25 protein-coding genes are annotated in these 24494 nt (G+C 33.5%); 15 read left to right on the top strand and 10 right to left on the bottom strand.

The genetic code is table 11. The features are described 5' to 3' along the window. Positions 1-39: 39 nt before the first annotated feature. Genes MTP08_RS03295 through murB form a run of 3 tightly spaced genes read left to right on the top strand, consistent with a single transcriptional unit; the run spans position 40 to position 2772 of the window. Positions 40-1245, top strand: a complete 1206-nt coding sequence (locus tag MTP08_RS03295; RefSeq protein ID WP_209390433.1) for a pyridoxal phosphate-dependent aminotransferase — start codon at positions 40-42, stop codon at positions 1243-1245. A gap of 13 nt (positions 1246-1258) precedes the next feature. Next, positions 1259-1759: a hypothetical protein gene (locus MTP08_RS03290; RefSeq protein ID WP_243577038.1), complete on the top strand. Its 501-nt coding sequence runs from the start codon at positions 1259-1261 to the stop codon at positions 1757-1759. Next, complete coding sequence (murB, locus tag MTP08_RS03285; protein ID WP_243577037.1) at positions 1759-2772, top strand: UDP-N-acetylmuramate dehydrogenase; 1014 nt, start codon at positions 1759-1761, stop codon at positions 2770-2772. Before MTP08_RS03290 ends, murB begins: the two co-directional genes overlap by 1 nt. Before the next feature lie 48 nt (positions 2773-2820). On the opposite strand, the gene MTP08_RS03280 is transcribed toward murB, so the two are convergent. Further along, on the bottom strand, positions 2821-3630 hold the full coding sequence (locus tag MTP08_RS03280; RefSeq protein ID WP_243577036.1) for a hypothetical protein: 810 nt from the start codon (positions 3628-3630) through the stop codon (positions 2821-2823). Between the two features lie 308 nt (positions 3631-3938). On the opposite strand from MTP08_RS03280, the gene proC reads away from it, so the two are divergent. Further along, on the top strand, positions 3939-4742 hold the full coding sequence (gene proC / locus MTP08_RS03275) for a pyrroline-5-carboxylate reductase (RefSeq protein ID WP_243577035.1): 804 nt from the start codon (positions 3939-3941) through the stop codon (positions 4740-4742). A gap of 29 nt (positions 4743-4771) precedes the next feature. Here proC and MTP08_RS03270 read toward each other — a convergent pair whose 3' ends face one another. Beyond that, positions 4772-5194 (bottom strand): VanZ family protein, encoded by a 423-nt coding sequence (locus MTP08_RS03270; RefSeq protein WP_243577034.1) that lies wholly within the window; start codon positions 5192-5194, stop codon positions 4772-4774. Between the two features lie 55 nt (positions 5195-5249). Between MTP08_RS03270 and lnt the strand changes: the two genes are divergently transcribed. The 6 genes from lnt (at position 5250) to MTP08_RS03240 (ending at position 9127) form a co-directional block, all read left to right on the top strand. Then, positions 5250-6890 carry an apolipoprotein N-acyltransferase gene (gene lnt / locus MTP08_RS03265; RefSeq protein ID WP_243577033.1) on the top strand — a complete coding sequence of 547 codons (1641 nt, stop codon included), beginning with the start codon at positions 5250-5252 and terminating at the stop codon, positions 6888-6890. A gap of 194 nt (positions 6891-7084) precedes the next feature. Beyond that, the gene (gene rpmB / locus MTP08_RS03260) at positions 7085-7327 is read left to right on the top strand and encodes a 50S ribosomal protein L28 (RefSeq protein ID WP_243577032.1); all 243 of its coding nucleotides are present in this window, start codon (positions 7085-7087) and stop codon (positions 7325-7327) included. A gap of 3 nt (positions 7328-7330) precedes the next feature. After that, positions 7331-7513 carry a 50S ribosomal protein L33 gene (rpmG, locus tag MTP08_RS03255; RefSeq protein ID WP_027379950.1) on the top strand — a complete coding sequence of 61 codons (183 nt, stop codon included), beginning with the start codon at positions 7331-7333 and terminating at the stop codon, positions 7511-7513. Between the two features lie 20 nt (positions 7514-7533). After that, complete coding sequence (locus MTP08_RS03250; protein ID WP_066755245.1) at positions 7534-7686, top strand: DUF4295 family protein; 153 nt, start codon at positions 7534-7536, stop codon at positions 7684-7686. Positions 7687-7873: 187 nt separating this feature from the next. After that, positions 7874-8827, top strand: coding sequence for a signal recognition particle-docking protein FtsY (gene ftsY / locus MTP08_RS03245; protein ID WP_243577031.1), 954 nt, complete (start codon positions 7874-7876; stop codon positions 8825-8827). Positions 8828-8875: 48 nt separating this feature from the next. Next, the gene (locus MTP08_RS03240) at positions 8876-9127 is read left to right on the top strand and encodes a GlsB/YeaQ/YmgE family stress response membrane protein (protein ID WP_209388887.1); all 252 of its coding nucleotides are present in this window, start codon (positions 8876-8878) and stop codon (positions 9125-9127) included. Positions 9128-9184: 57 nt separating this feature from the next. Here MTP08_RS03240 and sppA read toward each other — a convergent pair whose 3' ends face one another. After that, entirely contained in the window at positions 9185-10939 is a 1755-nt protein-coding gene (gene sppA, locus MTP08_RS03235; protein WP_243577030.1) for a signal peptide peptidase SppA, read from the bottom strand. Positions 10940-10957: 18 nt separating this feature from the next. Here sppA and folK point away from each other — a divergent pair, with 18 nt between their 5' ends. The 5 genes from folK (at position 10958) to fmt (ending at position 17012) form a co-directional block, all read left to right on the top strand. Continuing rightward, positions 10958-11371 carry a 2-amino-4-hydroxy-6-hydroxymethyldihydropteridine diphosphokinase gene (gene folK / locus MTP08_RS03230; RefSeq protein ID WP_243577029.1) on the top strand — a complete coding sequence of 138 codons (414 nt, stop codon included), beginning with the start codon at positions 10958-10960 and terminating at the stop codon, positions 11369-11371. 23 nt (positions 11372-11394) lie between these two features. Next, complete coding sequence (locus MTP08_RS03225; RefSeq protein WP_243577028.1) at positions 11395-12504, top strand: OmpA family protein; 1110 nt, start codon at positions 11395-11397, stop codon at positions 12502-12504. Between the two features lie 43 nt (positions 12505-12547). Beyond that, a complete protein-coding gene (locus MTP08_RS03220) occupies positions 12548-14005 on the top strand; it encodes an OmpA family protein (RefSeq protein ID WP_243577027.1) in 1458 nt (485 codons plus the stop codon). 79 nt (positions 14006-14084) lie between these two features. Then, entirely contained in the window at positions 14085-15986 is a 1902-nt protein-coding gene (locus tag MTP08_RS03215; RefSeq protein WP_243577026.1) for a RecQ family ATP-dependent DNA helicase, read from the top strand. A 75-nt stretch (positions 15987-16061) separates the two neighbouring features. Beyond that, entirely contained in the window at positions 16062-17012 is a 951-nt protein-coding gene (gene fmt / locus MTP08_RS03210) for a methionyl-tRNA formyltransferase (protein WP_243577025.1), read from the top strand. A gap of 41 nt (positions 17013-17053) precedes the next feature. Here the strand turns inward: fmt and MTP08_RS03205 are convergent, their stop codons facing one another. From MTP08_RS03205 to MTP08_RS03175, 7 genes are all read right to left on the bottom strand, one after another. Continuing rightward, on the bottom strand, positions 17054-17875 hold the full coding sequence (locus MTP08_RS03205) for a flavin reductase family protein (protein ID WP_243577024.1): 822 nt from the start codon (positions 17873-17875) through the stop codon (positions 17054-17056). A gap of 79 nt (positions 17876-17954) precedes the next feature. After that, positions 17955-19202, bottom strand: a complete 1248-nt coding sequence (gene fahA / locus MTP08_RS03200) for a fumarylacetoacetase (RefSeq protein ID WP_243577023.1) — start codon at positions 19200-19202, stop codon at positions 17955-17957. A gap of 41 nt (positions 19203-19243) precedes the next feature. After that, positions 19244-19702, bottom strand: coding sequence for a hypothetical protein (locus MTP08_RS03195; protein WP_243577022.1), 459 nt, complete (start codon positions 19700-19702; stop codon positions 19244-19246). 70 nt (positions 19703-19772) lie between these two features. Continuing rightward, a complete protein-coding gene (gene hppD / locus MTP08_RS03190; RefSeq protein ID WP_243577021.1) occupies positions 19773-20903 on the bottom strand; it encodes a 4-hydroxyphenylpyruvate dioxygenase in 1131 nt (376 codons plus the stop codon). Between the two features lie 229 nt (positions 20904-21132). Further along, on the bottom strand, positions 21133-21864 hold the full coding sequence (locus MTP08_RS03185) for a hypothetical protein (protein WP_243577020.1): 732 nt from the start codon (positions 21862-21864) through the stop codon (positions 21133-21135). A gap of 110 nt (positions 21865-21974) precedes the next feature. Beyond that, positions 21975-23252, bottom strand: coding sequence for an acetyl-CoA hydrolase/transferase family protein (locus tag MTP08_RS03180; RefSeq protein WP_243577019.1), 1278 nt, complete (start codon positions 23250-23252; stop codon positions 21975-21977). 135 nt (positions 23253-23387) lie between these two features. Continuing rightward, entirely contained in the window at positions 23388-24428 is a 1041-nt protein-coding gene (locus MTP08_RS03175) for an NAD(P)H-dependent glycerol-3-phosphate dehydrogenase (protein WP_243577018.1), read from the bottom strand. Between the last annotated feature and the right edge of the window lie 66 nt (positions 24429-24494).

Here is a 24494-nt window from a genome sequence, read left to right as displayed (position 1 = left end):
AAATTGTGAGGTGGCTTTGTAATTTTAAATTATTACAAAATGCCAAACATATCAAACAGAGCACAGAATATGCCGGCTTCACCGGTAAGAAAACTCGTTCCTTTTGCTTTACAAGCAAAACAGAGAGGCACCAAAGTGTATCACCTCAACATCGGTCAGCCAGACATTGAAACACCAGAAACTGCGCTAAACGCTCTTAAAAATATTGATTTAAAAGTTTTAGAATATGCTCTTTCTGAGGGGAATATAGAGTACAGAAAGGCTCTTACAGAATATTACCATTCTTTAGGTTTTGCAGATCTTACACCCGATAATTTTATTGTTACAAACGGAGGATCCGAAGCACTTAATTTTGCTATCTCTACATTATGTGATGATGGTGATGAAGTTATCATTCCAGAACCTTATTATGCCAATTATAATGGATTTACCAGTACATTCAATGTAAATGTAGTAGCCATTCCATCTTCTATTGATACCGGATTTGCTTTACCTCCGATTGAAGAATTTGAGAAAAAAATTACGCCAAGAACCAGAGCTATCGTTATTTGCAACCCCGGAAACCCAACCGGCTATCTTTACACCCGAGAAGAGCTTCAGAAATTAGCAGAAATCGCTTTGAAATACGATATCGTCATTATTTCAGATGAAGTTTACAGAGAATATGTGTATGATGGAAAACAGCAGATTTCTATGCTTGCATTTCCTGAACTAAGCGAAAACTGCATTATAATAGATTCAGAATCAAAAAGATACTCTATGTGCGGAGTAAGAATCGGATGCATGATTACCCGTTCTAAGAAAATTCGTGATGCAGCTATGCTTTTTGCTCAGGCAAGATTAAGCCCTGTTCTTTTGGGGCAGATTGCCGCTACAGCTGCCCATCAAAACGATGGCGCATACATCCGATCTGTAAGAGAAGAATACACCCACAGAAGAAATGTTTTGGTAGATTTATTAAATTCTATCCCCGGAGTAATTTGCCCGAAACCTAAAGGTGCATTTTATTGTGTTGCCGAACTTCCTGTAGATGATACAGAGAAATTTGCACAATGGCTTTTGGAGAAATATACTCTTAACAACGAAACCATTATGGTAGCTCCTGCTGGTGGATTTTACAGCGATCCTGAACTGGGCAAAAAACAGGTAAGAATTGCGTATGTTCTTAAAGAAGAAGATTTAAGAAAAAGTGTAGAAATCCTTAGAAATGCACTGGAAAAATATAAATTAGATTTTAACATCTAAAAAATAAATAATAATGTCAGCAGTAAAAATAATCCGTTCAAAAAGTTTTTTTCTAACATTTTTACTGCTGATTTTTCTTTCCTGTGATTATAAAAAAGGCGATACGCAAAACACAGACGAAGAAAAAATAGAAGTAATGACTCTTTCTCATATTGGTGGAGAAAACGGCTTCTATGAAATTATCAAAATTAAAAAAGACTCTATTTTTTTTGATAGTGGAACATCAAAACCAAGCAAAAACAACAATTGGAAAAATTCCCTAAGCAAAGATGACTGGCAATTATTATCTTCATCTATTAAAATAAAAAACTTAGACAGCATCCGCAGTTCTCCAAGCATTCAGCATCTTGACGGAATAGACGAAACTCTCATTATAAAAACCAGCAAAAAATCTCACATTTTCGTTAATTCTTATAAGGACATCCACTATAATCAGATTGAAACCCTCAAGAACAGACTGAATAATATTATTTCCAAAAAACAACCTTCAACCGTAAAAAAATCTCAGAAATAATGCAGAAAAATTTCTCACTGAAACCTTACAATACTTTCGGAGTAGATGCCAATGCAGAATATTTTGTTGAAGCCAATTCTGTAGATGAATTAACTGCCGCTCTCCAATATGCTCAATCGCAAAACCTTCCGGTTCTTTTTCTTGGTGGTGGAAGCAATATTTTATTGACAAAAGACTTTGAAGGTGTAGCAATCCAACTCAATTTAAAAGGAATTTCGGAAAAGATTTTGAATGAGAATGAAATTTCTGTAACCGCAAAATCCGGAGAAAACTGGCACGAATTCGTGTTATATTGTTTGAATAAAAACTACGGCGGATTAGAAAACCTATCCCTAATTCCGGGAAATGTAGGAACTTCTCCAATGCAGAATATTGGTGCTTATGGAACCGAAATTAAAGATGTTTTTACCGAATGCAAGGTTTTAAACCGAAAAACTTTCGAAATAGAAGTTTTTGATCTCGCAAAATGCAGTTTCGGGTACAGAGATTCTATTTTTAAGCAAGAAGGAAAAGATAAATATGTTATTTTGGAAGTGAGTTTTAAATTAACAACTCAAAACCATCTTATTAAAACAGAATACGGAGCCATAAAGACCGAATTAAATAATTTGGGAATTGAAAATCCTACCATTCAGGATGTTTCTAAGGCAGTTATTAATATTCGCCAGAGTAAATTACCCGATCCTAAAAAAATGGGGAATGCTGGAAGTTTTTTCAAAAATCCAACCATCCCATTGCAACAATTTGAAAAATTACAACAGCAATTTGAAAACATTCAGGGATATCCAAACGGTGATTCTGTAAAAGTTCCCGCAGGATGGCTTATCGAGCAATGTGGCTGGAAAGGAAAGCAAATTGGCAACGTCGCTTCACACCAATTACAGGCACTGGTCATTGTAAATGCAACCGGAAATGCAACCGGAAAAGAAATTTTCGATTTTTCTACTATGATTATTGATTCTGTGAAGGAGAAATTCGGGATTGAACTGGAAAGAGAAGTGAATATTCTTTAAAACAAGAATTAGTCATTTAAAAATACGCTTAAACCTAATAGCGATTCTTTACTGAAGAATTTTTAATTTGTACATAAAACCTATTGGTTCTGTCATTTTCCAGCCTCCATAATATTTAGGATTATACTGAAAGGTAAAGGTATCTGGTGAAGATTGAAAATAAAGAGCATTAACATTATTTTTACTGTACTTTAGGTTGAATGAAAGTACAAATCCATTTTCAGGATACTTAATAATTCTTGGCAATAGAATTGTCCATTTATTCTTCTTTATATTTGAATAATTTTCTGTAAAAGTCAGAATAGGGTTATTACTATCGGGAAAATTATTAATAACTGGCAATAATGATATTTCTAATATTATTTCATCATCTTTAAGATTAGCAATGATTTTTGGATATAAGGTTATCGATTTAATATATACTTTTTTATTATCCGTATCAACTTTAACCAACACGCCGGTTTCATAATTTGTTTGTAGACAAAAAAGGTTATTTTTTAACTTAGTAATAGATAAATCTCTTTCAACTTTATTGTTGAAGTTAATATTTTTTAAAGCAACGCTTTCTATTTCTTTTACTTTATCAAAAAATATAAGAGTATCATTATCTATGGTAAACTCTGTAAGTTTATCTTCATATAAAACTCTATCACCATCCTTAAAAATAAAATTTTTTAAATTATTTTTATTCAGATTGATTTTTTGCTGATCTCGAATAATAGTTAAATCTTCAATTTTTTTTTGATCTGAAAATCTTTGAAATATTTGACTTTTAGTTATTGTAAAAAACAAAAACAAGGAAAAGAGCAAAAACCCTTTTCCTATAAATAAATTGATTATTAAATCTACAACCCTCATCTCTGAAATTTAGCAAGAAAATGAAGGTATTTCGAACACTGATGCTAAACCTAAAGCACCAATTAAAATTTTCTTTTTCATAAATTTAGCATAAAATTAATATTTATTTTTATACATGCAATTATTTAGAATTACACAACCTACAACTATAGGTAAAGAATATCGTTTTATTCATAAAAAGTATTACATTCGCAAAAAGTATGATTTCAGCATATTTCAATCTGATTACTAATATTCAATAAAAAATCGCGAAACTGATTGAAATTCAACTCAAGTTGGTGGAATTTTTTTTAAAACAACACATCTATATGAAAATTGCCATAATCGGAGCCGGAAACATGGGGCTATCTTTTTCGAAATCATTTTTGAAATACGAATTGATAAAGCCTGAGAATCTTCATCTCATTACCCGAAATCAATCTAAAATCCAGAAAATTTCTGAAGAATTTCCAAAATCGAAAATCTCTTTATTTGAAAACTTAAATACAATTGATGCCGATTTAATCATTATCGCTGTAAAACCACAGGATTTTCAGAAAACCGCCGAAAACATACACTTTTCATTCAATGAAAACCAGATGATTCTCTCCATCATGGCAGGAATTAAAATTGAGAAAATACAAAAATCATTAAATCATTCTTTAGTAGTTCGTGCTATGCCCAACTCTCCTACTCTGTTGGGAATGGGAATTACGGGATATACTTCTGCAGAAGGAATTTCTTTTAATCAATTAATGAATATCGAAAGACTTCTAAACAGCACAGGAAGATCAGTTTATCTCGAAAACGAAGAGCTTTTGGATGGTGTTACGGCTCTTTCAGGAAGCGGACCTGCCTACTTTTATTATATAGTTGATGCTATGATAAAAGCGGGTATCCAGATGGGAATAGACGAAAATCTCTCCAAACTTTTCGTAAAACAGACGATGTTGGGAGCTTATCATCTGATTAATAATTCTGAGAAAAATCTTGAAGAACTCATCCAAGATGTTGCTTCTAAAGGAGGAACCACAGAAGCTGCCTTGAAGACTTTTAATGAAAATCAATTAAAGGAAATTTTACAGAACGGAATTTTAAATGCTGAAAAAAGAGCCAAGGAACTGAATGGCTGAATCCTCTAAAAGAGTTTTTTTTCACTTCTTTAAGAAACCCAATTCAAGAATCTTTTTTCGGCTACTTGTTTTAATAAAAATCCGAGAAAAACGCCAAATGTATTAAGGATAATATCATCAACTTCAAAAATTCCCAGTCTTGTAAAATATTGCAAAGCCTCTACGATGGTTATTGCCGAAATGAAGGTGAAAATATTGCTTTTCAGATTATTCAATTTAGGAAAAATCCAACCTAAAAACCCAAAAGGCATGAACATGATGATGTTCCCAAGCACGATTCTCATACTATCCCACCAACGAATTGTATTTTTTATAAAACCCAATGTTGCAAAGATAGGCTGTACTCTTATTACATTATCGCTATACTGACTTCTCCCCATTCCTAAAAACATTAGATACAAGAGAAAAAGGGTGTACGGAATGATTAATAGTTTATAAATTTTCTTTAACATCAACTGCAAAAATATTCATTTCAAAAGTAGTAAATTTGTGTATTAAAATCTTTAGATGAAATACTTATTGCTTACGCTGATTTCTGCGATGTTGCTTTCGGTTTCCTGGCCAACTTACGGAGTTCCTTTTTTTATATTTTTCGCCTTAGTTCCTCTTTTGATGATGGAACACGGAATTTCTAAATTTTCACAATATAAAAGAAAAAGCTGGATGGTTTTCGGACTTTCTTATTTATGTTTCATTATTTGGAATATCGTAACCACAGGTTGGTTATATGGATCCAAAAATCCGGACGGAAGTCATTCTTTACTAGCAGTTTTATTTCCAGTTTTAATAAACTCACTTTTGTACTCTTTGGTTTTCCAGTGTTATCATTGGTATAAAAATGCTCAGGGAACGTATTGGGGTTTGGCTTTTTTTGTGGCAATATGGATGAGTTTTGAAAAATTCCATCTTAACTGGGAGCTAACTTGGCCTTGGTTGAATTTGGGTAATGTTTTCTCAGATTATCCTAAAATCATACAATGGTACGATACTTTAGGAGCAACAGGAGGAAGCTTTTGGATATTACTGATTAATGTTTTTATTTTTTATACGGTAAGAATTTGGGAAGCCGGAAGAAAAAGAAAAAGTTTAATTATCAACAGTTTAATTATCGTTCTTCTTATAGGTTTTCCAATGATTATTTCTTTGGTAAAATACAATCAGTTTAATGAGAAACCCATAGGAGAAGTTAATGTACTCATGCTGCAGCCGGATCTTAATCCTTATGGTGAAAAATACTCCAAAGACAGCATTACAATCCTAAAAGAGCTTCTAGCTTTGGCAGAAAACAACTCAAAAGGAAAAATTGATTATTATATTGCTCCCGAAACAGCCATTCCCGGACGCGGATCTATTTCTGAAACTGCCTTTGAAAAAAGTGAGCTTTTAAATAATGTGAAAAGCTTTCTCACAAAACACCCCGGTTCGGTTTTCGCAACAGGAATTTCTTCGCACCGTTATTTTTTAGACAAAAATAATTTGCCAAAAGACGCTTATGCCATCAATGACAGGATGTGGGTGGAAAGCTATAATTCTGCAGTGCAAATCATTCCGAATCACAAAGTAGCAGTTTATCATAAAGGAAAACTTGTTCCCGGAGTAGAAATTTTCCCTTATATGAACGTTTTGAAACCTCTTTTAGGCGATGCAATGCTTAATTTAGGTGGTACTGTAGCCTCGTTGGGTACAGATAAAGAGCGGACTGCTTTTTCAAACCCTTTTAACAAAGGAAAATTAGCTCCCATTATCTGCTATGAAAGTATTTATGGAGAATTCACCACTGAATATGTAAAAAAAGGGGCTAATTTCCTCGCAATTATGACGAATGACTCTTGGTGGGGAGTTACGGAAGGACACAAGCAGCTTCTTTCTTACGCAAAACTAAGAGCTATAGAAACCCGAAGAGAAATTGCAAGAGCGGCAAACAGCGGAATTTCTGCGCACATTAATGCGAAAGGAGAAATTTTGGAAGATACATTTTATGGAGATAAAACTGCTTTGTTTGCTAAAATAAATCTTTACGATGGCGAAACATTTTATGTAAGATCGGGAGATTTTCTCTCGAGAATTTCTATGTTTTCTTTTGGTTTTCTCTTGTTCTATTTTTTAATTAAATGGTTTCAGGCTAAAACTCAGAAAAAGAAAAACTAAAATAATTTTTGGAAGAGAAATGTATATATAAATGCTCTAAACACCAACAATAAAGGCTTCACAGAAAAATATTTTGGCAAATGAGCGTAAAAATTAAATATTTATTGCAAAAAATTATATACAAAACTTGTCTATCTAAAATTTTCTTCGTTATTTTGCAACCTCAAATATTATACAAATAAGAACATCGAGATATGTCAAGAATTTGCCAGATAACAGGAAAGCGTGCAATGGTTGGTAACAACGTTTCTCACGCTAATAACAAAACGAAGCGTCGTTTTGAAATTAACTTATTAGAGAAGAAATTTTACCTTCCAGAGCAAGATAAGCACGTAACACTAAGAGTTTCTGCTCACGGATTGAGAGTAATTAACAAGATTGGAATCGAGGAAGCTGTCGAAAGAGCTACAAGAAACGGATTGATTAAAAAAAACTAAATCATGGCAAAAAAAGGAAACAGAGTTCAAGTAATTCTTGAATGCACAGAGCATAAAGAAAGCGGAATGCCAGGAATGTCTAGATACATTTCTACAAAAAATAAAAAGAACACTACAGAAAGATTGGAATTGAAAAAATACAATCCTGTTCTTAAGAAAGTAACTGTACACAAAGAAATCAAGTAATTTATAAAATATAATTTACCATGGCAAAGAAAGTAGTAGCAACCCTACAAAGCGGACAGTCTAAAAAAATGACTAAAGTGGTGAAAATGGTGAAGTCATCAAAATCTGATGCTTACGTTTTCGAAGAAAAAGTAATGAATGCAGACGAAGTAGATGCTTATTTGAAAAAATAATCTCTTACTTTATTTACAATACAAAAAACTACTCATATTTTGGGTAGTTTTTTTGTTATCTTTGCTTTTCTAAGCAGGAAGCAAGATGTTGGAAGCTGGATGTTTACAATTATAATGTTTTATTTTGTAAATATCCGGTTTCCTGTGCCCAGCTTCCAACATTAATTAAAATTCCGAAATTCATACAATGAGTTGGTTTAAAAACATTTTCAAAAAAGAAGAAAAAGAAACATTAGATAAAGGTTTGGAGAAATCTAATCAGGGTTTCTTCGAAAAAATGACTAAAGCCGTTGTCGGCAAAAGCAAAGTAGACGATGAAGTTCTTGATGACCTCGAAGAAATACTCATTGCTTCCGATGTAGGTGCATCTACAACCATAAAAATCATAGAAAGAATTGAAGAACGAGTAGCAAAAGACAAATACGTCGGCGTAAACGAACTGGATAGAATTCTTCGTGAAGAAATTTCCGGGCTTTTATTAGAAAACCCTCATAAAGGAACGGGCAATATAGACACCTCCAAAAAACCTTTTGTAATTATGGTAGTGGGCGTAAATGGTGTTGGAAAAACTACCACAATCGGAAAACTGGCTCATCAGTTTAAGTCTGAAGGTAAAAAAGTAGTTTTAGGAGCCGCAGATACCTTCAGAGCCGCCGCTGTAGATCAGCTTGTAATTTGGAGTGAAAGAGTTGGCGTTCCTATTGTAAAACAGGATATGGGTTCGGATCCTGCTTCAGTTGCTTTTGACACCGTTCAAAGTGCGGTAGCACAAAATGCTGATGTTGTTATTATTGATACGGCAGGAAGACTTCATAACAAAATTAATTTAATGAATGAACTTTCTAAGATTAAAAGAGTAATGCAGAAAGTAATTCCGGATGCTCCACACGAAATTCTTTTGGTTTTGGATGGCTCAACTGGTCAAAACGCCTTTGAACAAGCGAAACAATTTACTGCAGCCACCGAAGTAAATGCTTTGGCCGTTACCAAACTAGACGGAACAGCGAAAGGCGGTGTTGTAATTGGAATTTCCGATCAGTTTCAAGTTCCTGTAAAATATATTGGAGTTGGAGAAAAAATGCAGGACCTTCAACTTTTTAATGGTACAGAGTTTGTAGATTCGTTCTTCAAGAAGAGATAATCTTCTTAGAATAGAATAAACCAACTTATTAACATTAAATTTTAAACTATGGGAATTTTAACATGGATAATTTTCGGACTTATCGCAGGAGCAATTGCAAAAGCTTTACACCCAGGTAAAGATCCGGGAGGATGGCTTGTAACCATCATCATTGGTATTTTAGGTGCAATGATTGGAGGATGGCTAGGATCTCTTATATTTGGAGTGGATGTAACAGGATTTAATTTTTCTAGCTTCCTTATTGCAATTGGAGGTTCTGTTTTGCTTTTAGCAATTTACAGAATGGTGACAAAGAAATAGATTAGTTTCAATCACTTATAAAAAACCCGGTTTGAAAATTTCAAACCGGGTTTTATTTTATTTAATACTTACTTTGTAAGGCATTTCCATTTTTACTTCAGATTTCAGTTTTTCATCGGTAAGCTGTTCCAGAATTTCATAATTCACTTTACCTATTTTATTCTTAATCACTCTTGCAGAAATTTCATCTTCATCCATATTTCCAAAAAACTTTTCGAAAGTATTCAATGCCTTTGGATAAGAATCTACACTATAAGACTTTAAATTAGCTTTTTGAGCAGCAAATTTTACAGCATCCTGCAAAGTTCCCAATTCATCTACCAGACCAATATTCTTAGCACTTGTTCCGCTCCATACTCTACCTCCGCCGACATTATCTATCTGTTCAAAAGTTTTTTTCCTGTTTTGAGTAACAAAATATACAAATCTTTTATATGTACCTTCCACACTTTTAGTCATCATGTTTACACCATAAGGAGTAAGACCGTGAAGTGAAGAATAAAATGCAGAATTGGCATTTGTAGCAACAATATCTGAGCGAATACCGTTTTTATTGGCAATATCTTTAAAGTATGGAAGGATTCCGAAAACACCGATAGAACCAGTAAGAGTATTAGGTTCAGAATAAATTTTATCTGCTGCCATCGCTATATAATAACCGCCGGAAGCCGCATAATCTCCAAAAGAAACAATGAGAGGTTTCTTTTTCTTCAGCTGCTGAAGTTCAAATAATATTTCGTCTGATGCATTGGCACTTCCACCTGGAGAATTAATTCTCAGTACAACAGCTTTAATATTTTTATCATCCTGAAGTTCTTTAATATACTTAACATATTTCTCGGAATAAATCTCGTTATACTCATCTCCATTGTTTATAGAACCTGAAGCATATAAAACTGCAATTTTTTCACTATCAGAATCTTTATCTTTAAAAGAATCCACATATTTGTGTAAAGATATTTTATTGAGCTTATCTTTTTCTGAAAGGTTAAGTTTTTTTCTGATAATATCATCATATTCAGTCTTCTGAATAAGCTTATCTGCCAGTTTATATTTTAAGGTTAAATCTGGGATCATACCATACAAACTATCTACTGCTGTTTTAAAATCCTCCGAGCTCATTTTTCTTGAAGCCGCAATTTTCGATGAAGTATTAGCCCAAATATCATTAAGTAAAGTGCTTAACTGCTCTTTATTTTCGGGAGAAATTTCATTTCTCAAGAATGGCTCTACCGCTGCTTTATATTTCCCATGACGGATAACTTCGATTCCGATTCCGTATTTTTCAGCAAAATCTTTAAAGAAAGTAACTTCGGTAGCAAGACCTTTAAGCTCTATACCTCCCGAAGGATTCAAATAATATTGATCGGCAACGGAACCCAAATAATACGACGTCTGAGAAACTCCGTTCCCATAAGCATATACAAACTTCCCACTCTTTTTAAAATCCTCTATGGCTGAACGTAAGTCATCAATATGGGTAATTCCTGCATTCAGATGATCTACCTCAATACTAATTCCTTTAATATTATCATCAGATTTTGCCTTATGAATAGCCTCTATTGCATCGTAAATAAGAACGTTCATGTTTTTATTTTTAATATTGAAGATATCCTGTTTTTCTTCGGTAGGACTATCTATAATATCCGTTTTAAGATTAATGGTTAATACAGAATTTTTCTTCACGCTTACAGATTCGCTGCTACTCATAGATCCGAAAGCAATCATTATGATAAAAAAGAAGAAAAATACGAAGCATAGTATGACAATAGCCACTATATTTGCTAATACATTTTTAAAGAAACCCTTCATAAACAATCATTTTTCAATATGTCGCAACATACAGTGGTTTTGTTACTCGGAAGTAATATTGGGGATACAAAATATAATATAGATAAAGCCCTTGAAGCATTAGAACAGAAATGTACTATTTTAAGAAAAAGTGAATATCTATTATCAGAGCCCGTAGAGTTTGCCAGTTCTAATATTTTTTGTAATATTGCAACGATAATACAGACTCACTTATCACCTGTTCAACTGCTTGATTATGTGAAAAGAATTGAAGTTACCATGGGTAGAATAAATGACTCAACAATTTCAAAAGTTTACACTGACAGGATTATTGACATTGATATAGTGAAGTTTAATGAATTGAAATTCTCATCAGAAAGATTAACAATCCCTCATTCCAAACATCTTAATGAACGAGAATTTTCTAAAATTCTATTAAAAGATATTATTTAAAAACAACAAATAAAACATATTGTATGAAATTAGGTTTATTATTATTGGCCATTTTGCCTATTGCAACATATGCGCAGGACAGTATTGCCGTAAATTCTACTAATGAGTTCCCTAATACCTTTTCTTCAGGATCAGCAGATATTAAAAGATTTGATAATAAGGCAAGAAAATTTAATGATTGGGCTATTTCTATAGGTGGTGGAGGTGCCTTTATGACCAATGCGGATCTTACATCCTTTTATGATAAAAAGATCAACTGGGGATATAACACTTATGTAAGTATTGATAAACAAATATCTCATACTTTCGGAGTTAGCATAGTATATCAAAGAGGAGAAACCAACCAAAAAGGAATGCAGGATGGTCTTCGTGGGCAATTGGCAGGTGTAGGTGTTGCCAAAACCAAATATAACCAAATTGCGCTAATAGGAGACATCAATCTTTCAAACCTATTAAGAAGAGTAGACAATCACTCTCCTTACAGATGGGCAGTTCATGCTTATGGAGGATTTGGATTTCAAAATTTTAATACTTCGTTACATGATAATGATGAATTCAGATGGAGTAGCAATCCTAAAAGGGTTCCGCTATTTATAAATCAAAATTTAGATATTAATTCACTTTATTATCAACTGGGAGCAGGTTTAAAATATAAAGTTTCTAAACTTATAGATATAGAAGCTAGAGCAATGTATATTATAAGCGGTGATGATGAATTTGATGGCGGCGGATATGCCGGTCCTCATGATTACGATCCAAAAAGTTCCAATTCTAAATATAACATGATTAACGATAAAAGATCCGATAACATGTTAACAGTAAATTTAGGAGTATCTTTTAAATTAGGCAAGCATGCTTCTCACCTTGCTTGGCATGATCCTTTACAGGAAGCTTATTACAAAACAAACGTTTTAGAAAATACAACACAAGAGTTTGTTGTTTGCGAATCAGGCGATAAAGATAATGATGGAGTTTGTGATGATTGGGACAGACAGCTCGATACTCCTGCAGGAGCAAGAGTAGATGGTGCAGGGGTTGCTCTTGATATGGATCTTGACGGAGTTATAGATCTTTACGACAAATGTGTAACAGTTCCTGGTTCTCCAGAAAATAATGGATGTCCTATTAAATAATACATCCACCTAAAACCAATTAATATAACTAAATAAATACACTATGAAATTAAGTTTAGCAATAGTTGCATTAGCATTAGCTGTTCCTACAGTAGGCTTTGCACAAGACTTAAAAGATACAACATCTTCCGATCAATATCCTAATACATTTTCTTCAGGTTCTGCAAATGTTTCACCATTTACGCAAAAATCTAAAAGATTCAACGATTGGTCGATCTCTGCTGGTGTGGGAGTACCATTGATGCAATCTGCAGATTTAACGTCTATTAAAAATGGTAACGGAAAGAATTTATTCGGATATTCTGCTTTTGTAAGTATTGATAAGGCAATTACTCATGCTTTCGGCATCAATTTACAATATGACAGAGGAGAAACAAGACAAGGTTGGTTTAATACAAAAGATGCTGCTCCTGCAGATTTAAGCTTAGTTGGAGCAAGAACACAATATGATGCAATATCTTTATTGGGAGATATTAACTTTTCAAATCTTTTAAGAAGGGTTGATAATAAGTCGACTAACAGATGGGCGATTCACGGTTATGCAGGTGTAGGAACATTGGCTTACAGAGCTTATCAGAAAGATGCTAACGGACAAAGACTGATGACTGAAGTAAAACCTTTTAAATTTGGTTCTATGTTTGCTCAGGCGGGTGCAGGTCTTAAATTTAAAGTTAACAGAAGAATTGATCTGGAAACTAGAGTAATGTATGTTTATACGGGTGATGATGAATTTGATGGTGGAGGTGCACAGTATAGCGCAATTAATCAGCGTGAAGAACAAACTTCTGATAATTTTATCAATGCAACAGTTGGTATGTCTTTAAAATTGGGAAAACACGAATCTCATTTAATGTGGCATGATCCTCTTCAAGAATTATATTACAAAATTGATGTGTTAGCTAATAAAAATCAGGATATCGAAGTTTGTAAAAAAGGAGATGCTGATAACGACGGAGTTTGCGATGATTGGGACAGACAGCTTGATACTCCTGCTGGTGCAAGAGTAGATGGTGCAGGGGTTGCTCTGGATACAGATTTAGATGGTGTAATAGACCTTTACGACAAATGTGTAACAGTTCCAGGACCGGTAGAAAACCAAGGATGTCCACTTACTACTACTGCACCGCCAGCTACAGGACCAGTTGTTGTTAATGAAATGAATCTTGAAGGAATTGAATTTGATTTGAATTCTGACCGAATTTTACCAAACAATACTCCTATTCTTAATAATGCTGTAAATTACATTAATTCATCTAACGGTTCTTATACAGTTATCGGTGCAACAGATACAAGAGCATCTGAAGAGTACAACCAGAAACTTTCTGAAAGAAGAGCGAACAGTGTTAAAAATTACTTAATCAGCAACGGAGTAAACGCATCCAAATTAAATGCTGTAGGTAGAGGTAAAAAAGACCTGAAATACCCAGAATGTGATCCAGCAACTAAATGCCCTGAATGGAAAAACAGAGCAAATAGAAGGGTTTATTTCGAAGCTAAATAATTTTAAAATTATTTTATTCATATAAAAGTCACGTAATGCGTGGCTTTTTTTGTTTAAATACTTTTCTTACATTTACCTTATGATTTCTTCTCAGGATTTTAATGAACTAAAAAATAAAACCCTAAAACACTTTTGGGGTTACGATTATTTTCGTGAAAGTCAGGAACAAATTATAGATTCAATCATTCAGAGAAAAGACACTTTAGTCTTATTGCCAACCGGAGCGGGAAAATCTCTCTGCTATCAGTTACCTGCACTTTTACAGCAGGGAACCTGCCTAGTTATCTCGCCCTTACTTGCATTAATGAAAGATCAGGTAAACCAGTTAAAATTTAGAGGAATTGAAGCTGAATATCTTAGCTCAGAATTAGATGAATTTGATGCTGAAGTAATCTATAACCGATGCAAAGACGGACTAACTAAACTACTGTACATTTCTCCGGAAAGAATTACCAATAAACAGTTTTTACAAAATATTGCTGAAATAGAACTTTCATTTATTGCAGTAGATGAAGCACATTGTATTTCAGAATGGGGGCAAGATTTCAGACCAAGCTATCAAAACATCAAAGATTTCAGAAAAAACAATCCTGAAATTCCTTGTTTAGCCTTAACGGCAACGGCAACGGCAAAAGTTTTGGAAGAGATAAAAAATAAACTGGATCTCCAAAAACCAATTGTTTTCCAGAAAAGCTTTAGAAGAGATAACATTAAAATTTTCTCTGAAGAAATATCAGACAAATACCTCAAAGTTTTCCATATTCTGCAGTATGCCAAAGAATCCGGAATTATATACGTGAGAACGAGAAAAGAAGCAGAATTGCTTACAGAATACCTTCATCGTAATAAGATGCAGAATGTAGATTTCTATCATGCCGGTCTTACAACAAAAGAAAAACACGAAAAACAAAACTTCTGGAACAATAGCGATAAAAATATTTTAATTTCCACCAATGCATTCGGAATGGGGATTGATAAAGATAATGTCCGCTTTGTCATTCATTTTTCGCCCTCACAATCTATAGAGAACTACTATCAGGAAATTGGAAGAGCAGGAAGAGACGGAAAAAAAAGTTTTGCTTTTATGCTTTGGAATAAGCAGGAAATAAGCAATTTCGATCAGATTTTAAAAAATCAGATTCCCAACAAAGCAGAATTTTTAAAAATTATAAGCTATTTATATTCTAAATTTCAAGTTGCTGAATTTGAACTTCCGGAAAAGGTATTTCAGCTCAACACTTCAGGAATACAGAATTTCACAAAACTTTCTACAGCAAAAATTAAAAATGTTTTGAATTTTCTTCATACACAGGAAATTATTTTTTACAATAACAACAAAAGTCTTTCCTCTGTAGAACTTCTGATGAATGCAGATGAAATAGATCAGCTCCCTGCAAAAGATGCTTATTTTATTGAATTACTTTTACGCTCCATTTCTGGCATAACTACCCATAAAGTGATGTTCAGCGAGCAGAATGTGAGCAATAAAATTGGAGTAAGTATTCCTTTACTTAAAGAAAGATTAAAGGAAATGCAGCATAAAAACTATCTTGAATATATTGATGGTGCATTGGCGAGCGTAAAATTTCTAAAACCGAGGGACGAAAGAGCCAATAGCGGAATTTATTGGAAACTTTTTGAACACATCCAAAAAAATAAGATACAAAAATGGGAAGAGATGAAATTTTTTGTAGAAGACAGCCAATATTGCAAAATGAAGCTTATTTTATCTTATTTTGGAGAAAAAAATACAAAAAACTGCGGACAATGTACTGTTTGTGAGAAAAATAAACGAACACTATTCGGTAAAGATATTTCTGACGATATTGTAAAAGTTTTAAGTAAAAAAGCATCTACTATTGAAGAAATTTCTGTTCAGCTTCAATTTCAGGCAAAAGAAAAAATATTAGAACACCTTATTTATCTTTTAGATTCTGGAAAAGTAAAAATGCTGAATTTCAGAACTTATTCTTTAACTTAATTTATTTATCAACGATTCGCAGAAATTCGCATCATAGAATTTCCCACTGTAAATCAAGATTTTTATCTTTGCAGCATGAAATCACTGAAAGTTGTATTTTTAGGAACTCCAGAGTTTGCAAAAAATTCATTAAAAGCCATTCATCAATCTCATCATAAAGTGGTGGGTGTAGTAACCGTAGCAGATAAAGCAAGCGGAAGAGGGCAGAAAATCAATCAGTCTCCCGTGAAAATTTTTGCCGTAGAAAATGATATTCCGGTTTTTCAGCCAGAAAAACTTCGAAATCCTGAATTTCTTGATGAGCTTCGTAACTTAAATGCAGATGTATTTGTGGTTGTAGCATTCCGAATGATGCCAAAAGTTTTGTTTGAAATGCCTAAAATGGGAACTTTTAATCTTCATGCCTCTTTACTTCCCGATTACAGAGGTGCTGCTCCTATTAATTATGCCGTTATTAATGGCGAGAAAAAAACAGGTGTTACAACATTTTTCATTAATGAAAAAATAGATGAAGGTAATATTCTACTTCAGGAAGAGCTGGAGATTTCACCTGATGAAAATGCCGGAAGTCTGCACGACAGACTGATGTCTGTGGGAGCCGATCTTGTAGTAAAAACATTAGACGGATTGGCAGAAAATTCTATTGAAGAAAAACCTCAACCCCAAGTAGAATTTCCTAAAAATGCCTTTAAAATTTTTAAGGATGATACAAAAATAGACTGGAAAAAAAATTCCAAGGAAATTCACCAGTTTATTTTGGGAATGTCTCCCTACCCTGCCGCTTTTACAACCATACATATTGCTGAAGAAGAAGAAAAAGGCTTGAAAATTTTCGGAGGAAAATATGAAATTTTAAATCATAGTAAAAATGCAGGAAGCCTTGAAATTTCTAAGAATGAATTCAAAATTTACACAAACGACGGCATTTTTTATCCTTTAGAATTACAGCTTGAAGGTAAAAAAAGAATGAATGTTAAAGATTTCCTGAACGGCTTCAGAAATTATGACGAAATAAAAATGGCTTGATTCTCTCAAGCCATTTATTGTATTATTTCCTGTATAAAAGATTATTTCATTAAAATTTTCCAGGCTTCTTCAACATTATTTTGAATAAGAAGCTCTTGAGCGGAACGGTGTATATTTTCATCTTCATGAAATTCTCCAAATGGAAGTTCTTCCACATTTGCTAACATTCCCAAATCATTTCCTGTAAAAACCTTACTGTATTTTACAGAATTAGGAAGCAAATCGAATCCTATTCCTTTTGTAACCAAAGGTTTGGGAACTTCAAAAAGATTAGCTTTATTGTTTTTTGAATACCAGTTTCCTCCCAATCTTGCAACCATATCTAATTTTGCCTGACTGAGATTACCATTTTCATCCAAATATTCTTCTCTAATATGGATTTTAACAACTTCGCAAATCACCAAATTGCCGGCTCCGCCTGAATTTCCCAAAGATTTAACTTCTAAAACCTTACATTCAAAATTTACTGGAGATTCTTCAATTAGTTTGGGCTTCACCAAATCTGCATCTTTCATGGTAAGTCCAGATTTAATAAACTCATTAACACCATCACCATACTCTGTAGACGCCAATGAAATCTGCTGAACAATAGGAAAATTTACCGTCCCAATAACTACTTCCGAAGTTTCCAGCACATTTTCTAAAGTATGTTTTGTCGTATTATCTCGAACTCTTCTGGAAGGTGAAAAAATTAAAACCGGAGGAACCGTACTAAACATATTAAAAAAACTGAACGGAGACAGATTAGGATTTCCTTCCTTGTCTATGGTAGAAGCCAAAGCAATAGGACGCGGAGAAACTGCTGTCTGCATAACAGTCTGTAATTGTACGGGAGTAATTTCGGATGGAATAATAGTTTTCATGCTGATATTAATTCTATCATTAATCAATTTTAAAAAAAAATTTTTTAGGATTATAATAAATCCTAAGATGGTATTACCTTTATTTAGTAGGAATAATTTTTCCTGAAACTTCTCCGAAACCAACTCTTACTCCGTCTTTTTCTGCCCAAGCTTTCATGGTTACCGTATCGTTATCATTAATAAATTTTCTTTCTTCTCCATTTGTTAACTGGATAGGATTTTGTCCTCTCCAGGTTAATTCCAGCATAGATCCGAAAGATTTTGGATCGCTTCCAGAAATAGTTCCACTAGCATACATATCTCCAACCTCAAGATTACAGCCATTTACGGTATGATGAGCCAATTGCTGAGTCATATTCCAGTACATGAATTTATAATTGCTTTCAGAAATTAAATTATGTTCACCATTTTCAGGTTGCAGATACACTTCAAGATTAATATCATAATTTTTATCTCCTTCAAATTTTAAATAATCTAAAACTTCCGGATCTTGCGTAGGCGAAGCAGTTCTGAATGGTTCTAAAGCCTCCAGAGTTACCACCCAAGGAGAAACAGACGAACCGAAATTTTTCGCTAAAAACGGCCCTAACGGAACATATTCCCAAGATTGAATATCTCTTGCAGACCAATCGTTGAAAATAACCATTCCGAAAATGGCATCTTCTGCCTCTTTAGTAGAGATACTTTCGCCCATTTCTGTATTTTTATTGATGATGAATGCCATTTCCAACTCAAAATCCAGCTGTTTACACACTCCAAATACTGGTTTATCTGCGTCTGCAGGTTTCATCTGACCTTTAGGGCGGTTTATTTCAGTCCCTGAAACTACTATTGAAGATGCTCTACCATGATAACCTACTGGAAGATGTTTCCAGTTGGGAAGCAAAGCATTTGCTGGGTCTCTGAACATTTTCCCGACATTGGTAGCGTGTTCTATACTGCTGTAAAAATCTGTGTAATTCGGAATATGAACAGGCATCATCATTTTTACCTCATCGAGGTTATAGAAAGCTTCTTCAATTGTTTTTTCATCTTTAGAAAGTGTTGAGCCTTCGCACAGTAATTCCTGTAATTTAAGGCGGACCAAATTAGTAACCGGTTTACCCAATTCAATAAATTCGTTGAGAGTATAGGCTTCGAAAATATTATCGTCTAAGCCATCTATTTCTTCAAAATACCCCAAGTCGTACAATGTTGCAAGGTCGATTACCTGATCGCCGATTCTGGTACAGCATGCAATAAATTCTTTGTTGAAAACGGCAACACCGAATGGGATATTATGGATAGAGAAGTCTGATTTTGATGAATATTCTACAAATGATTTCATAATTTTTAAAGTTTTAGATTCTTAAAAACTGAATCTGTTTTTTATTTTTTTGAATACGCTTTTTCGTCAATCCAACGTTCGCGGGAGTTGATATCTATAAGATAAAGAATTTCTTTTTGCTTCGTAAGAAGAAGTGTTTTGGTAACAGGAATAGGAATTTTCTTTCCTTCTAATTTATCTGCTCTTAAAGAAACAATATTCTTTTTTCTGAGAACATCTCCACTGAAAACATTAGAAGTGGTTTCGTTGTTAGATTTGTCATCAAACATTTCAACATACGTTGCATCTTTACCTTTTATAATGATAAAACTTCTTTCGGTATGATCCGGAAAATCTTTTATCAGTACAAATTTTTTATTGTCTACACTTAGATTTTCAAGATTTTGATTAATTCCTCTTTTTTCTTCAAGCAAAGTGAGAATATCGTTAATAGCACTGTAATTTTGAGCAAAAGAAGTAATGCTTACCCAAAAAAGCATCACGATAAAAAGTTTTTTCATTATTGTGGTATTAAAAAAAGTTTTGCCAAGACTTTTTAATCCTGACAAAACTTTGTATTATAAATTAATTTTAAAGATTCCCTCTTTTTTCCTGCTCTCTTTCTAAAGCTTCAAATAATGCCTTAAAATTTCCTGCCCCGAAACTCTGAGCTCCATGTCTTTCGATAATTTCAAAAAACAATGTAGGACGGTCTTCTACAGGTTTTGTAAAAATCTGAAGGAGATATCCTTCCTCATCATGATCAATTAATATACCAAGATCCTGTAACTTTTTTAAATCTTCATCTATATGCCCAACTCTTTCCGGAACCATGTCATAGTAAGCTTCCGGAGGTGCAGAAAGGAATTCTACTCCTCTTTTTTTCAGTTCTGTAACAGTATGTATAATGTCTTTAGTTGCTACTGCAATATGCTGAACTCCTTCTCCTTCATAGAAATCCAGATATTCTTCTACCTGAGATTTTTTCTTACCTTCAGCGGGTTCGTTGATAGGAAATTTTGCATATCCATTCCCATTAGACATCACTTTAGACATCAAAGCAGAATATTCTGTATTAATCTGTTTGTCGTCGAAAGAAAGAATATTTACAAATCCCATTACTTTTTCGTACCATTCTACGGTAGGAATCATTCTGTCCCAACCTACATTTCCTACACAATGATCTACATAAAGTAAACCTGTCTCTTCAGGATTGTAATCGCTTTCCCACTTTTCGTAACCAGGCATAAAAGTTCCGCTGTAATTTTTTCTTTCGATAAACATGTGAACAGTTTCGCCGTAAGTATAGATTCCGGACATTCTTACTTCACCGTGTTCATCTTTTAAAGTAACCGGCTCCAAATAAGATTTAGCCCCTCGTTTTGTAGTTTCTTCAAATGCTGAATAAGCATCATCCACCCAAAGTGCTAAAATTTTCACTCCATCTCCGTGTTTTTTTACATGCTCATTAATGGGAGATTCAGATTTTAAGCCTGTAGTAAGAATCAATTTGATTTTTCCCTGCTGAAGTACATATGAAGCACGATCTCTAACACCGGTTTCCGGACCAGCATACGCTAAAGACTGAAATCCGAATGCTGTTTTATAAAAATGTGCAGCCTGCTTTGCATTTCCCACGTAAAATTCGATATAATCTGTTCCGTTGATTGGCAAAAAATTTTCTGCCTGAGCAATTTTCTCGGCAAATGTGAGTGTTGACATATTTTCTATTTTTACTTTTATTATGATTGCAAATTACAAAATTCCTGCAAATAATAAATAATATAGAAAAACAGGATATGCATTTACGAAATAAACAAAAAAATTAAAAGTTTATTTAAGTTATTTTAAGTTTAATATTAGTAGATTTAAAATAATACATTTGTAAAAGAAGATAGGTGATGAAGAGAAATTATTTTAAATCTAAAAAAGCCGTAATTAATTACGGCTTTTACTTTTTATTATTCAACACTCCGGCATCAGGGTTATAATTATCCCAAATTTTCCATTCATTATCAATTTTACGAATAAAATAAATCTGAGTATTTAGCTGATTAACGAAATGTTCTTCCCCGGATTCGCCCACTTTGAAGAGCAGATTCCAAAATTCCTGTGCTTCTAAAATTTTTTTATCGGGCTCGTCGGTAAGAACATTAATATCAAAAACTTCATAATTGGAACGATTATTTTTAGTAGTCAATTCAAATTTTCTTTCGCAAAGCTCTTTACTAAATAGTGATGCACGCTCTTTAAAGGGAGAATTATCAAAAACCAAATCATCAAACAACTCCATCTTCAGAACCGGAAAATTTTTGTAAAGTTCAAAAACTGTTGCACAATAACGATAAACAATATCCTCTGTAATATTATTAGAAATAGACTTATTAGAATTTGTTGAAGATTTTTTATAGTTTTCTATATATGAATTCAAATCTTTGAATCCCAAAAAAATGCATATTTTATCCAGAGTTTTTAGAAACCGAAGATCATTATGCGTTTTTTCATGATATTCATTCTCAAAAAAACGTTGTAAAGTAACATGAGAAATCGTATTTCCTACTTCAAACTTTTTACCATCTTTAAGTACAGGAGAAGTTGCAAGTTCATTTTTAATTATTTCAGATAAAATAACAAAATGACTTCTTTTCCATTCAAAAGAATTGCCCAATACAGAATTAGACACTTTTGAATGTTTTAAAATATCCTCTTTTATTGAATTATAAATTGTTTTCAAAAATATTATCTATAAAAATTTCTGAACAAAAAGATGACCAAATCACTTAATGCAGAGAATTAATTTGAATTAAATCTTTCATAAGCTGCTCTTTCCAACATTTCCCGATCATCAGGATGAGCAATACTTATGAGTTCTTGTGCTCTCTGGCGTAGATTTTTACCATAAAGATATGCAGTTCCGTATTCTGTAACCACATAATGGATGTGACCCCTTGTTGTTACAACACCCGCTCCCTGTTTAAGGAAAGGTACAATTCTGGAAACGCCTTTTTTAGTTCTTGAAGTGATGGCAATAATAGGTTTACCATCTTCACTAAGTGCCGCACCTCGCATGAAATCCATCTGTCCGCCAATTCCGCTATACTGCATAGTACCGATAGAATCTGCACAAACCTGACCGGTAAGATCAATTTCAATTGCAGAATTAATGGCAACCATTTTCTTGTTTCTCATGATATTGATAGGAAAATTCACCGTACTTACATCATCAAACGAGAAAACAGTATTATCATCTACATAATCGTACAATTTTCGCGTACCAAAACAGAAACTGGTTATCGTTTTATTGTCATTATAGCCTTTATATTTGTTATTTATAACATCGTTCTGAATTAAATCTACCACTCCATCACTCAGCATCTCTGTATGAATTCCTAAATCTTTATGATTTCCAAGACACTTCAAAACAGCATCCGGTATTGTCCCGATACCCATTTGCAGAGTAGATTTATCTTCGATTAACTCGGCTACATTTCTTCCCACCTGCATTTCTTCAGCCCCAACTTTTGCACCGTAATCTACAGTCGGAAGTTCTTCTTCATGCCATACCATTTTATGAATTCTACTCATGTGAATCATCCCATCGCCGTGGGTTCTCGGCATTAAAGGATTTACTATAGCAACAATTATTTTTGCCGTATCTACAGCTGCTCTTGCCACGTCCACAGAAGTCCCCAAAGTACAGAAACCATGTTTATCTGGCGGAGATACCGTAATTAACGCAACATCTAATGGTAGAATATTTTTTCTGAACAGGATAGGAATTTCACTTAAAAAAACAGGAACAAAATCTCCTCTATCTGAGTTTACAGCATCACGCACTGGAGAGGAAACAAAGAGAGAATTAACAAAAAAACTACCTTTATACTGAGGTTTTGCCACTTCTACATTCCCTTGTTGAGTAATAGAAACTATTTCTACATTTTCTAACCGGTGAGATTGTCTTGCCAACTCATCAATCAGGTAATTAGGAGTACAGGCACTACCATGAAAAAATACACGGTTACCACTTTTTACAGTATAGATAGCTTCTTCAGCACTTATAAATTTATCCATAGAATTTCATTATCATTTTTCGCTCACTAAAGATAAATTTTATTATTTTTAAAAAGATTCATTAATAGTAAGACTTTTATCATGCCAATATTAAAGACAAACTTTTCCAGCCTGTAACATTCAATATTTTAAAGTTTAATTGAGTTTTGCTGTTAATTTTTTGTATTGTTTTTCGGCATTTTTTCCTTCATAGAGAATTCCGTAAATGGTATCTATAATAGGAAGTTTTAAGCCTTTATCTTTTGCTGTTTTATAAATGGAGTCTGCTGCATAATAACCTTCCGCAACCATGTTCATAGACTGAATGGCAGATTTCACCGTATAGCCCTTCCCTATTAAGTTTCCTAAATTTCTATTTCTTGAAAACAATGAATACGCAGTTACCAGTAAATCTCCCAAATAAGCACTTTCATTAACATCTCTTGGAGCTTCATAAATTGCTTCAAGAAAAATTTCCATTTCGCGAATAGCATTAGAAACAAAAACTGCTGTAAAGTTATCCCCATATCCCAAACCACTTGCAATTCCCGCTCCGATTGCAAAAATATTTTTCAGAATTGCACTGTATTCATTCCCTAAAATATCTTTACTTGAATGAACTTTAATGAAATCTGAATTAAAAATATCCACCAATTTCTGCGAAACTTCATCTTCAACGGTTGCCAATGTTAGATAAGATAATCTTTCCATCGCAACTTCTTCTGCATGACAAGGACCTGCAATTACCGCCTGATTTCTAAAACCAATCTGAAACTCTTCTTTTAGATAATGAGCCACCACATCGTTAACTTTAGGAATAATCCCTTTGATGGCAGAGACAAAAATTTTATTGCTGTAATCGCAACTCATTTTTTCCATAGTATCTGCTAAATAAATGGAAGGTGTTGCCAAAACCACAATATCACAGGCTGTTACAAGTTCATTAATATCTGTGGTAAGCTTAAGACTTTTCAGATTAAAATTTACCGCCGTAAGATAAGTAGGATTATGACCGCGGAGTTCTATGGCTCCTTTTACAAATTCATTTCTTACGCACCAATGAACAGTTTTGCAGTTTTCTACCAACATTTTTACAATTGCTGTAGCAAAACTTCCACTTCCCACAACTCCAACTGCAGTATCTATTTTGGCATTTTTACCCACAGAGTTGTCTGAATTATTTTTCTTCTTCGCCATAATTATGATGTGAAATGCAAATATATTAAAACCATAAGATATAAAAATTTTGGCAACGGGATAGTT

This window comes from Chryseobacterium oryzae, assembly GCF_022811665.1.
GTDB classification, from domain to species: Bacteria; Bacteroidota; Bacteroidia; order Flavobacteriales; family Weeksellaceae; genus Chryseobacterium; species Chryseobacterium oryzae.
Note: the sequence above shows the minus strand (reverse complement) of the source record. Positions and strands in the feature narration are given on the sequence as shown.